Below are 12,863 nucleotides of genomic sequence, written 5' to 3'. Positions count from 1 at the left end.
AATCTAGGTTAGAGGCGACACGTCGGCTGGAAAACTTAATGAAATAGCGCTCTTTAGAAAAGTCTTATTAATGATGTGATTTGAATATCAGTCGATACGTTTCACATCCCCGACTAAGAATATGTATGAGAGAGCACCAATCAATGCCACAGAGGCAATGTAGGTTAACGAAGGTGCAAAACCATAATATTGAGCCAAATATCCCACCACCAATGGAACGGTAATGCCGCCTAAACCGCCAATGAAATTAAACACACCTCCGGTAAGCCCAATTAACCGCATCGGTGCCAAAGATGAAATCAGCGACCACGTAATAGACGCAAATCCGTTGCCGAAGAATGCCACTGCCATCAGGATCATAATCCACATAGGGTCATTGGTATAATTCGCACCAATAATGCAGGTGGATAACAACAGGCCACAGATAATAGGAGTTTTGCGCGCAAAACCAATCGACTTACCGCTTTTCAGTAATTTATCCGCCACAATACCTGAAAGGATCACCCCAAAAAATGCAGCCATAAACGGCACCGTTGTCATAAAACCAGCGGTCAGCGCGGTAATATGCTTTTCTTGAGTGAGGTAATTCGGGAACCAGGTTAGGAAAAACCATAGCGTTGAGGCAATGGCGAACTGGCCAATATAAACCCCCACTAACTTGCGATGAAACACCAGCTTCCAGTCTGCCGTCGTTGAAGGCGCAGTCTCTTTTTTTCCTGTCGCAACGTCGCCATCAACCATACCACCACCGTTAGCAATATGGTCAATCTCGGCCTGATTGGCGAACTTGCTTTTGCGTGGAGCCTGATAGGCAAAGTGCCATATCAGAGCCCACAGAATACCAATTGCACCCGTCACGATGAACACCCAGTGCCAGCTGGTTTTCTCTTGTAACCAAATCAGCAAAGGAGTTAAAAACGCTAAACCCACAAATTGCCCAGACGTATAAAACCCTACCGCAGACGCACGTTCTTGCTCAGGGAACCAGCTCGTAACAATACGGTTATTGGTTGGAAAAGCCGGAGCTTCAAACATACCGGTTACCGCACGTAGAGTGAACAGCGATACCAGCCCGTTGGCAAAACCTTGGAATAAGGTTCCAATAGACCATCCCATAATCGCGATAAAAAAGGTTGTTTTGGCCCCCAAGTGATCGAGAATACACCCGCCCGGTATTTGGCATAATGTGTATGTCCATGCAAACGCCGAGAAAATATATCCCATCTCTGATTTACTAATGCCAAACTCCGCTTGAATATGCGCAGAGGCAACGGCCAAATTAGCACGATCGACATAACAAATTACGACGGTAATAAAAATCATTAATAGCGTTAAATAACGCATTTTTGTAGGGACAGAAGACAGTGTTATATCACTCATATTCTTCTCACTTATAATATCGGAGTATATATATTTGAATGGCGTAATTATTTAACGCCGACTTTAGGCGTCACGATCCCCAGCGAGAAAGATACGCCATTTAATATTTATTATTCTTTAATAAAGCATCCCCTAAATAATTCGAGTTGCATAAAGGCGGCAACTGAGCGAATCCCTAGGAGCTTACATAAGTAAGTGACTAGGGTGAGCGAAGGCAGCTAACGCATATGCAGCTCGAAGTATGACGGGGATCACCATTCGGCGATGGCGCCATCGGGATACCGCCAAACCGGATTATGCCAGTCAGGTGCATTTTTACTGAGTTCTCTCACCATTTCTTCATTAATTTCAACGCCAAGACCGGGCTTATTTAATGGATAAAAATGGCCATCAACCATATTGAAATCTTCTTTATTCACCACGTAATCAAGCAGTTCAGCACCTTGGTTATAGTGAATTCCCATGCTTTGTTCTTGTAGTACGGCATTACGAGCCACAAAATCCAAATGTAAGCAGGAAGCCAGCGCAATCGGGCCTAAAGGACAATGTGGCGCAAGCGCAACATCATAGGATTCAGCCATAGCGGCAATTTTGAAGCACTCGGTAATACCACCTGCATGAGAAAGATCGGGCTGTACAATTGCCAAACCGCCGTCAGCCAATACACGTTTAAAATCAAAGCGTGAATACATGCGCTCACCCGCGGCAATAGGGATATGTGTTTGAGCCGCAAGACGAGAGTAATATTCAGCTTGCTCAGCTAATACGGGCTCTTCGATAAACAGAGGGCGATAAGGCTCTAACTCTTTAATAAGGATTTTTGCCATCGGCGCATCAACGCGGCCATGAAAATCCAAACCAAACTCAATGCGATTGCCAAATTCTGCTCGGATTTCTGCCACAACTTCAACCGCGGCATCCACTTTGCGGGCGTTATCAATAATGCCCATTTCTTCACAGCCGTTGAGCTTAAAGGTATCAAATCCAGCCGCCGTGAGTTTTTTAATACCATCAATGACATCAGATGGCCGATCGCCACCAACCCAGCTATAGGCTTTAATTTTGTCACGAACTAATCCGCCAAGCAGTTGGTAAACCGGTGCGCCCAATGCTTTGCCTTTAATGTCCCATAGCGCCTGATCAATACCTGAAATAGCGCTCATTAAAATAGGGCCGCCGCGATAAAAGCTGCCACGGTAAAGCATTTGCCAAATATCATTAATGCGCGCGGGATCTTGCCCAATGATAAATTCACCTAGCTCGTGTACTGCGGCTTCAACGCTTTTCGCTTTGCCCTCAATAACGGGCTCACCCCAACCAACGATGCCTTCATCGGTTTCTATTTTTAAAAACATCCATCTTGGCGGTAAACGGTAGGTAGTTAATTTGGTAATTTTCATTGCGCTGCATCCTTATATGCTTTCACGAAAGCCTTCGCTTGCTGATGGGTTCGCTCTACGCTCTGCCCTGCACGGTACAAATCACTGCCTAAACCCGCACCAATGCAGCCTGCGTTAAGATATTCATGGAGGTTTTCCGGCGTCACGCCACCAACGGCAAATACAGGGATTTCGGCAGGAAGAACCGCCTTAAGCGCTTTCACATAATCAGGCCCAAATGCCGCCGAAGGAAAAATCTTCAACGCCTGAGCGCCTGCATCGATCGCATGAAACGCCTCTGTCGCCGTGGCGCATCCGCAACAGACCAACATCTGGCACTCAACCGCACGGCGAATAACGTCAGGCTCTGTGTTTGGCGTTACAACCAACTTGCTGTTCAACGTATGTAACCGCTCAACGTGTTCTGGTTTTAATACGGTGCCAGCGCCAATTAGCGCTTGGTGTCCAAACAGCGTCACCGCCAGTGCGATACTTTTTTCCCACTCCGGTGAATTTAGCGGGATCTCTATGGCATCAAATCCAGCGTCTAATAACGCGGTGATATGGGCTTCAACCTCTTGCGGCTTAATTCCGCGCAAGATGGCAATCAACGGCAGATTAGTAACCCAAGACATTTGCAACACTCCTTATCCCAGCCTGAAACGCCACATCCCCTTCGAGCGTTTGGTAATTAATACCGGCGAACGCCAGCGCCTGTGCATAGCGCTCGGTCAATTTTTGGCTACCGATCAGCGTAATATCATCGTGGGAGCACAATGCATAATCCTGCTGCATCTGGGCAACTTCGTTGCCAATTAATACGCCAGATAGCCAATCGCTTACCGTGTTTTTGTCTCTTCTTCCCAGCAGATGCGCAGCGCGTGTTTCAAATAAACAGCGCAAAATATTGGCATCATTGAATCCTGTCTCCATTCCCTCACGGAACGCCTTTGGAGAAGCCAATTGTTCACCAATACCCACGCCGATGAGGCCGTGCTGTAGCAGCAAATAATGCAGCTCGCCGGTAATCACTGTGCGGAAGTCATCAACGCAGTCACCCGATAGATGTACCCATTTACTGTGGGTGCCAGGCATAACATAGCGAGAGGATGCGTGCATTTGGTGCGCGCCGATAAGCTGTGTTTCCTCTCCCCGCATCACGTTGGCATTGTCAGAGCGATCGATGCATAGCCCCGGAATAATGTGGATGCTGGGCATATTCGGTGAGTGGACAGGGGTAAGATGATGCGCTATTTCACCCAGTGAAACAGGGCAAGGTAGATAAGGGACCGCTTGCCATCCTGCATTGCTCCCCACCATTCCAGCCATTAGCGTGGGTAGCTCGCCATATTCCTGAAACCAAGGCTGCATAAGGCGAGAAAAAACCTGCTGCGGAGTTTGCCCTTGCAAACGGGTTACGCCAGATTCTGAATTAAGAGAATCCATGCATAACCCTTGCTTATAAAGCCATGCACGGAGATTGGTTGATCCCCAATCAATCGCTATAAAACTTTCATTCATGTCTCATCCTTTAATCTCCTCGTCGAACTCGCAATCATTGCAAGCGCTGCCTGTTCTGCTGCATCCGCATTCTGATGACGAATTGCATCGTAAAGAGCCTGATGCTCGCGCAGCGTTATTGGCATATTGCCCTCATCAGGCATATACGTACGCTCAAAAACCGCCCGTTGTAGTGAGCTAATTGCTACATTTAACTGCTGTAAAACAGGGTTATGTACTGAGGACAATACGGCTTCGTGGAAGCGAATATCAGCCTCGTTAAATGCATTAAAATCTTGATGATGCTGGTTCATATCATTCAGCGCGGCCTCTATTGTCGCCAGTTCGCTGGAGGTCGCCCTTTCAGCAGCCCAGCGGGCAATAGCAGGTTCAACCAAATTACGCACCTCACTCAATGCACTAATCAGACGAGGGTCATAATCATTGGCAAGTACCCACTGCAGCACGTCAGTATCCAGGTAGTTCCATTGATTACGCGCAGCCACAAAAGCACCGCGATAGCGCTTCACCTCAACCAACCGTTTCGCCGTAAGCGCTCGCAGCACTTCGCGAATAATGTTGCGCGAGGTTTGGAACTCCTCACACATCTCAGCCTCTGACGGCAGAGATGAGCCAGGTACATACTTCCCACTGATAATCTGCTGACCAATCTCAGCAATAATGCGATCGGTTTTACTCAATTCAGTTTTGTTCATGATTTTCCACTTAGAGGCTCGTAACATTCCCCCTACTTTACCGTTAAGTGAGCAAAATAACTGCACTAATGCAGTACAAAACCAAAACGCTAACTCATAACCACCTCAAGATTGTAGTGTTAAATTATAATTTAGTACTACAATTTGGATCACAAAATAGACAATACAATTTCGTTTTACGCCGTGGCTAAAACCCCCTCACCACAAACGGAAATAATCGGGTGTTGATCAGTGAAGAAGAGATTAAACGGGCCATGAAGCTTATTGCCGTTACCGATCGCTGGATGATTGAAGGGGGCACAGGTGTTGATGAAATGAGCAGCTGAATATCAGGGCAAAAAAATTGCGGTTGTTATGCGCGGTAAAAACATCGTGTTGGATAATTATTTGAAGGCCGTAGCATAAAGCTTCCGTGAAAGGTTTCGAACGCCTATAGCACCAAGTATTACATCACCTCCGTGCAGGCGTCCGAGTTGGAGGGCCAATCGCCGCCCTCCAACACCTCGGCTTGGCACCACCTTCCAGCCCGCTCCGCGGGTTCCCTCATTTCATCATTACGGTTTAACGGAACGAACGGCAATCGCCATCCTGGCTCCTCCGTTCTTTCGCCGACATCCCTGTCGGCGAATCCTAACCTTCATGATTCATTCGGCTGTCAGGTAACGTGCCGAGAAGCTCAAAACCAACATTCTGCGGCTTAATTGTCATTGAAGGCTAAATAAGTATTTTATTTCCCCAATACAAACTTATTGATCGCTACAGCAACGCCATCTTCCTGATTCGTTGTGGTAACAAATTGGGCGGCGTCTTTAATTGCTGGCTCGGCGTTACCCATGGCAACACCCACGCCGGCGTATTCCACCATGGCTAGGTCATTGCCGTGATCGCCAATGCACATCACGTTTTCGCGTGGAATATTCAGATACTGCGCCAAACGAGCAATGCCTTTCCCTTTGTCTGCATCTTTGTTCAATACTTCGAGGAAATACGGACTGCTTTTCATCATGGTATAGCGTTCATACGCTTCCGGTGGAATGCGGGCAATCGCAGCATCAAGCACTTCAGGATGGTCGATCATCATCACTTTTGGGAAGTGAATGCTTTTATCCATTTCATCCGCTGGGCAGAAATGCAGAGGAATGCCGGTAATAAACGATTCATGAACGGTATATTTACTGACGTCACGGTTGGCGGTATACAGCTTGTGGTGATCGAGCGCGTGGAAATGTGAACCGACCTGACGCGATAGCGATTCGAGGTATAAATAGTCGGCATTATCAAGCAGGGTTTCAAATAAAGGTTCCCCGTTTTCGGCATGAACAATCAGACCACCATTGTTGCAGAGGCAGTAGCATCCGGCGGTATCCAACTCCAATTCATGTAGATATTGCTGTGCGCCGATAAATGGACGTCCGGTCGCTAACACCACATGCACGCCTTGCGCTTTGGCCGCTAAAATAGCCTGTTTCACCGCAGGAGCCACCATCCGATCGTTATTAAGCAGGGTTCCATCCAAATCTATGGCAATCAATTTAATCGACATCACATTTTCCCTTCGGGTCAGAATAATAGTGTAACGGTAATCAATCTAGGTCAGGTTGTCATTGCTTATGCGAGGCAAAAACGAGGAACAAAAGCATAAAAAAAGGGACGATAAATCGTCCCTTTTGTCGTTCTTCTGAAATTAGAAGTCGAGGTTTGCAGCGCGCAGCGCATTCTCTTCGATAAATGCACGGCGAGGTTCAACCGCATCGCCCATCAACGTAGTGAATAACTGGTCAGCAGCCACAGCATCTTTCACGGTAACACGCAGCATACGACGGCTCTGCGGATCCATGGTGGTTTCCCACAGCTGTTCAGGGTTCATTTCACCCAAACCTTTGTAACGCTGGATAGCGAGGCCACGGCGGGACTCTTTCACCAACCATTCCAACGCCTGTTCGAAGCTGGTAATTGGCTGGCGACGTTCGCCACGCATAACAAACGCATCTTCTTCGATCAGACCACGCAACGTACCACCCAAGTTGCAAATGCGGCGATATTCCGCACCGTGAATGAATTCGAAGTCCAGAGGATAATCGGTATCAACCCCGTGAGTACGAATACGCAGCGACGGCTCAAACATCTGGCGCTCACGGTTTTCAGTCACAATCGCAGAGTAGGTGCTGCCGTGAACTTCTTTTTCGTTCAGCGTATTTACCAGTGATTCAATCCACTGCTGCACTTTAGCCTGATCGCCAAGATCGGCTTCTACCAGCGTTGGATGATAAATCAGCTGGTTCAGCAACGCCTTAGGATAACGGCGCTCCATACGACCAATCAGTTTTTGAACCTGATAGTGCTCGGTCACCAACTTCTCTAAATGCTCGTTAGACATCGCTGGTGCATCGGCATTGATGTGCAATTCAGCGCCATCTAAAGCGATAGAAAGCTGATACTGATCCATCGCGTCATCATCTTTAATATACTGTTCTTGCTTGCCTTTTTTCACTTTATACAGCGGAGGCTGAGCAATAAATACATGACCACGTTCGATAATTTCTGGCATCTGACGATAGAAGAAGGTCAATAGCAGCGTACGAATGTGCGAGCCATCGACGTCGGCATCGGTCATGATGATGATGCTGTGATAACGCAGCTTGTCAGGGTTATATTCGTCGCGACCGATACCACACCCCAGTGCGGTAATCAGCGTGGCAACTTCCTGAGAAGAAAGCATTTTGTCGAAACGCGCTTTCTCGACGTTCAGGATTTTACCTTTCAGCGGCAGAATCGCCTGATTCTTACGGTTACGCCCCTGTTTTGCAGAGCCGCCCGCAGAGTCCCCTTCCACTAAGTACAGTTCAGAGTGGGCAGGATCGCGTTCCTGACAGTCGGCCAGTTTGCCCGGCAGACCGGCTAAATCCAACGCACCTTTACGACGCGTCATTTCACGTGCTTTACGAGCCGCTTCACGCGCGCGCGCAGCATCAATAATTTTGCCCACAACGATTTTGGCATCGCCTGGGTTTTCTTGCAGGTACTCAGCCAGCAGTTCATTCATCTGCGTTTCAACGGCAGTTTTAACCTCAGAAGAAACCAGTTTATCTTTGGTCTGAGATGAGAACTTAGGATCTGGAACCTTAACAGAAACCACCGCAATCAAACCTTCACGCGCATCGTCACCGGTGGCGCTAACTTTGGCTTTCTTGCTGTAGCCTTCTTTTTCCATATAGCTGTTCAGGGTACGCGTCATCGCAGCACGGAAACCGGCCAGATGAGTACCCCCATCACGCTGTGGAATGTTGTTGGTAAAGCAGTAGATGTTTTCCTGGAAACCATCGTTCCACTGAAGCGCAACTTCAACGCCGATATCATCCTTCACGGTTGAGAAATAGAACACGTTTGGATGGATCGGGGTTTTATTTTTATTCAGATACTCTACGAACGCTTTGATACCGCCTTCATAGTGGAAATGATCTTCACGGTTGTCACGTTTGTCGCGCAGACGAATAGACACGCCGGAGTTCAAGAAGGAGAGCTCACGCAGGCGCTTAGCCAGAATATCGTACTGGAATTCGGTATGGTTAGAGAACGTCTGCAGGCTTGGCCAGAAACGTACGGTGGTACCGGTAATTTCAGTATCACCAACCACTTTCAGCGGGAACTGGGGAACACCGTGCGCGTAGGTCTGCTCGTGAACTTTACCTTCACGGCGAATAACCAATTCCAATTTTTCAGACAGGGCGTTAACTACGGAAACACCAACGCCGTGCAAACCACCGGAAACTTTATAAGAGTTATCATCGAACTTACCACCGGCGTGCAGCACGGTCATGATAACTTCGGCAGCAGACACACCTTCTTCTTCGTGTAGGCCAGTAGGAATACCACGGCCATCATCCTGAACCGACACTGAGTTGTCGCTATGAATGGTAACGATAATGTCTTTACAGTAGCCAGCGAGCGCCTCGTCAATCGCGTTGTCCACCACCTCGAATACCATATGGTGCAGACCGGTGCCGTCATCGGTATCACCGATGTACATGCCCGGGCGTTTACGCACGGCGTCCAGCCCTTTTAATACCTTGATACTTGAGGAGTCATAAGTATTTGACATCAGCCTTTCTCGCTCATTAAAAAACTGTGATTAAACCGCTATTTTACCCTGTTCCACGCGGAACATCTTGCCCTTTTCATCAACCATATCGGAGACCTGTTCTGCACTCACCGCACTCACAAAAACCTGTGCGCCAGTGGCTTTCAATCGGTCGGCTAATAAACGTCTGCGCCCCGTATCCAGCTCAGAAGCAAAATCATCGATAAGGTAAAGGCAACGGCGACCGCTGTGGCGGGTAAGATATTCACCCTGTGCCAAACGCAGCGCGCACATCAGTAACTTCAGTTGCCCACGCGACAGCAAATCCTCAACCGGTGTACCTTCTGCCCGGATGCGGAAATCTGCCTTGTGTGGACCAACCGCGGTATAGGTCAGAGCTCTATCGCGTTCGAATTGACGCTCTAGCAACTCTCCGTAATCGCTCTCTTTATCCCAGCCACGCTGGAAAGAAAACGTTAGTGCAAATTCAGGCAAGAACTGCGCGCATGTTGCGCTGATATCTTCAGCAATCGCCGCGCTGTATTGCGCTCGCAATTGGCTGATACGTTCTGCCAGCGGGATCAGTTCCTGATCCCATGGACGTAGTTGTCCATAGCGGGTTACCTGTCTTAACGCCGCATTGCGCTGCTTTAGCAGCCGCTTAAGGTTGCTCCAGGCAACAAAGAAACCGGGGTCGCTATGAAAGCAGCCCCAGTCGAGAAAAGCGCGCCGAAATTTTGGCCCGCCATTCAATAAGGTAAAACCTTCTGGCGTAATAAGCTGCATCGGCAACATCTGCGCCAGCTCCGCCACTTTATGACCATCGCTGCCATCAATACGCACTTTGCTATCACCGGCACGGCTTTTACTCAGCCCGACAGACAGCTCGCGTTCTGCACCAGTATCAATGCGACCATGTAGAACAAACTCATTCTGGTCGTGGCGGATCACTCTTCCCGCCTGCAAACTACGAAAAGCCCGCCCGTGCCCAAGCGTATAAATAGCCTCGAGCACGCTGGTTTTTCCGCTACCGTTGGCACCGACCAGAAAGTTGAATCCCTCAGCAGGAGAGAGATCCGCCGATTCAATATTGCGAAAATCGCGGATCGTTAGACGCGTTAAAGCCATCAAAAGCTATTCCGTGCAAAGCCAGCATTCGTATACCCTAAATAATTCGAGTTGCACGAAGGCGGCAACTGAGCAAATCCCCAGGAGCTTACACAAGTAAGTGACTGGGGTGAGCGAAGGCAGCCAACGCACGTGCAGCGCGAAGTATGACGGGTATGGTTATAAGCGCATTGGCATGACTACGTAGGCTGCTGACTGGCTCGCCGCGTCTTCAATCTGAACGCTAGATACGGAGTCAGTCAGTAACATATGCACGTCTTCACACTTGAGTGCGTTGAGGACATCCAGAACGTAACTAACGTTGAAACCAATTTCTAAATCGGTGCCTTCGTAATTCACATCCAGAATTTCTTCCGCTTCTTCCTGCTCTGGGTTATTCGCAGTAATTTTCAGCTGGTTATGGCTGACATAGAGGCGAACACCGCGGAATTTTTCATTCGATAAAATCGCCGCACGCGCAAATGCTTGCTTGAGTTCGTCACAGCCAGCTTTTAGCGTTTTGTCCGGATTCTTCGGCAATACGCGGCGATAGTCAGGGAAACGGCCATCAACCAGCTTGGAGGTAAAGATGAAGTCACCCACGTGAGCACGAATGTTATTGCTGCCAATTTGCAGGCGCAGCGGTGTTTCACCACCGTCTAACAAACGAGACAGTTCCATCACGCCTTTACGCGGCACGATCACCGAATGACTTGGCAAACTCTGGCCAATAGGCATGGAGCAAACGGCAAGTCGATGTCCATCGGTCGCAACGGTACGCAGCTCTTCGCCTTCGGTCTCAAACAACATGCCGTTCAGGTAATAACGCACGTCCTGATGAGCCATTGAGAACTGCGTGGCTTCAATCAGCTTTTTCAGCGTTGCCTGAGGCAGAGTAAATTCCACCTCGCTCTGCCAATCATCCAGATTAGGGAAGTCAGCGGCAGGCAGCGTAGACAGCGAGAAGCGGCTACGTCCAGAGCGAACCAACATGCGGTCGCCATCCAATATCACGGTGATTTCCGCACCGTCTGGTAGGCCACGGCAAATATCAAAAAACTTACGCGCAGGAACCGTTGTCGCACCCGTCTCATGCTCTTGAGCAAGAGGAACACGGGCGATCATTTCCATTTCAAGGTCGGTGCCTGTCAGCAATAGATGGCCGTCTTCAACCTGCAGCAGCAGATTACCAAGAATAGGCAACGTTGGTCGGCCACCCAGCGGGCTGCTTACCTGTTGCAACGGCTTTAGCAGATGTTCACGTTCAACAATAAATTTCATATCGCTACGATGACTGTTATTTGATTAGGATGACAACGTTCTGATTAAATTAGAAAAATCTTCTTTGATGTCGTGGCTTTCTTCACGCAGCTGTTCAATCTTACGACAGGCATGCAAGACCGTAGTATGGTCACGACCACCAAATGCATCACCGATTTCCGGCAAGCTATGGTTGGTCAACTCTTTTGCCAGCGCCATCGCCATTTGGCGTGGGCGAGCAACCGAGCGGGAACGGCGTTTAGACAGTAAATCGGCCACCTTAATTTTATAATACTCAGCGACTGTCTTCTGAATATTATCGATAGTGACTAATTTTTCCTGCAAAGCGAGCAGATCGCGCAATGCTTCACGCACGAAATCGATGGTAATTGCGCGACCGGTAAAGTTGGCATTCGCAATGACGCGATTCAGTGCGCCTTCAAGTTCACGCACATTAGAGCGTAGGCGCTTGGCGATGAAAAAGGCGACTTCACCCGGCAGGCGAATATCATTTTCATCGGCTTTTTTCATCAGAATAGCGACACGCGTTTCTAATTCAGGCGGCTCGATAGCGACGGTCAATCCCCAACCAAAGCGCGATTTCAGGCGATCTTCCACGCCATTGATCTCTTTTGGATAGCGGTCTGACGTCAGAATGATTTGCTGATTGCCTTCAAGCAGTGCGTTAAAGGTATGGAAGAACTCTTCCTGCGAGCGCTCTTTATTCGCAAAAAATTGAATATCATCAATAAGCAGAGCATCAACAGAACGATAGTAGCGTTTAAACTCTTCGATCGCGTTATTTTGCAGGGCCTTAACCATATCCTGAACGAAACGCTCAGAGTGCATATACACCACTTTGGCATTGGCTTTGCGCGCCATAATGCCATTTCCCACCGCGTGCAAAAGGTGAGTTTTACCTAAACCGGTGCCGCCATATAAAAACAGCGGGTTATAAGCGCCGCCAGGGTTATCAGCCACCTGACGCGCCGCCGCGCGGGCCAGTTGGTTAGACTTACCCTCAACAAAGTTATCGAACGTATGCTTAGGATTTACATTCGAGCGATAAGACAGTTCAGGCTGCGCCGGTGAGTTATCCCAGCTCGGACGCATAGGTGCAATACTGCGAGCCGCGGTCTGGATGACAGGCGCAGAAACGCTGGCCGTAACCGGGCTTTGTGCCGGAATGGCCATCGCAGGTTTGGTGCCAACTTCAAAACGTAAAACCGGCGCATCGCTGCCACAAAAATCATTCAACAATCCGTTGATGTTGTTGAGATATTTGTCACGAACCCAATCCAATACAAAACGGTTAGGAGCATACAGCGCCAGGGTGTTGTCACTCAGTTCCGCCTGTAAAGGACGGATCCACATACTAAATTCTGTGGCAGGTAACTCATCCTGCAATCGGGCAAGACACTGCTGCCAAAGCGAAAGTGACAC

At 48.7% G+C, this 12,863-nt stretch carries 10 protein-coding genes and 1 pseudogene; 1 reads left to right on the top strand and 10 read right to left on the bottom strand.

All coding sequences use genetic code 11. The features are described from left to right. Positions 1-87 precede the first annotated feature (87 nt). From U0008_RS00055 to U0008_RS00035, 5 genes are all read right to left on the bottom strand, one after another. Positions 88-1,380 carry an MFS transporter gene (locus U0008_RS00055; RefSeq protein ID WP_043489987.1) on the bottom strand — a complete coding sequence of 431 codons (1,293 nt, stop codon included), beginning with the start codon at positions 1,378-1,380 and terminating at the stop codon, positions 88-90. 251 nt (positions 1,381-1,631) lie between these two features. Then, entirely contained in the window at positions 1,632-2,780 is a 1,149-nt protein-coding gene (gene dgoD, locus U0008_RS00050) for a galactonate dehydratase (protein ID WP_043489985.1), read from the bottom strand. After that, entirely contained in the window at positions 2,777-3,394 is a 618-nt protein-coding gene (locus tag U0008_RS00045) for a 2-dehydro-3-deoxy-6-phosphogalactonate aldolase (RefSeq protein WP_043489983.1), read from the bottom strand. Before U0008_RS00045 ends, dgoD begins: the two co-directional genes overlap by 4 nt. Then, positions 3,378-4,280, bottom strand: coding sequence for a 2-dehydro-3-deoxygalactonokinase (locus U0008_RS00040; protein ID WP_043489981.1), 903 nt, complete (start codon positions 4,278-4,280; stop codon positions 3,378-3,380). Before U0008_RS00040 ends, U0008_RS00045 begins: the two co-directional genes overlap by 17 nt. Beyond that, positions 4,277-4,975: a FadR/GntR family transcriptional regulator gene (locus tag U0008_RS00035; protein WP_043489979.1), complete on the bottom strand. Its 699-nt coding sequence runs from the start codon at positions 4,973-4,975 to the stop codon at positions 4,277-4,279. Before U0008_RS00035 ends, U0008_RS00040 begins: the two co-directional genes overlap by 4 nt. A 212-nt stretch (positions 4,976-5,187) precedes the next feature. Here U0008_RS00035 and U0008_RS00030 point away from each other — a divergent pair. Then, positions 5,188-5,380: pseudogene (locus tag U0008_RS00030) on the top strand (threonine/serine dehydratase); the annotation flags it as partial. A gap of 322 nt (positions 5,381-5,702) precedes the next feature. On the opposite strand, the gene yidA reads toward U0008_RS00030, so the two are convergent. The 5 genes from yidA to dnaA form a co-directional block, all read right to left on the bottom strand. Then, positions 5,703-6,518, bottom strand: a complete 816-nt coding sequence (yidA, locus tag U0008_RS00025) for a sugar-phosphatase (RefSeq protein ID WP_043489977.1) — start codon at positions 6,516-6,518, stop codon at positions 5,703-5,705. A 141-nt stretch (positions 6,519-6,659) separates the two neighbouring features. Continuing rightward, positions 6,660-9,074, bottom strand: coding sequence for a DNA topoisomerase (ATP-hydrolyzing) subunit B (gyrB, locus tag U0008_RS00020; RefSeq protein ID WP_025797338.1), 2,415 nt, complete (start codon positions 9,072-9,074; stop codon positions 6,660-6,662). A gap of 30 nt (positions 9,075-9,104) precedes the next feature. Then, a complete protein-coding gene (gene recF / locus U0008_RS00015; protein ID WP_025797341.1) occupies positions 9,105-10,181 on the bottom strand; it encodes a DNA replication/repair protein RecF in 1,077 nt (358 codons plus the stop codon). A 159-nt stretch (positions 10,182-10,340) separates the two neighbouring features. After that, the gene (gene dnaN / locus U0008_RS00010) at positions 10,341-11,441 is read right to left on the bottom strand and encodes a DNA polymerase III subunit beta (RefSeq protein ID WP_025797343.1); all 1,101 of its coding nucleotides are present in this window, start codon (positions 11,439-11,441) and stop codon (positions 10,341-10,343) included. 24 nt (positions 11,442-11,465) lie between these two features. Then, complete coding sequence (dnaA, locus tag U0008_RS00005; RefSeq protein WP_071842595.1) at positions 11,466-12,863, bottom strand: chromosomal replication initiator protein DnaA; 1,398 nt, start codon at positions 12,861-12,863, stop codon at positions 11,466-11,468.

This window comes from Hafnia alvei (assembly GCF_034424155.1).
Taxonomy (GTDB): domain Bacteria; phylum Pseudomonadota; class Gammaproteobacteria; order Enterobacterales; family Enterobacteriaceae; genus Hafnia; species Hafnia alvei.
This window is presented reverse-complemented; position numbering and strand designations above follow the sequence as displayed.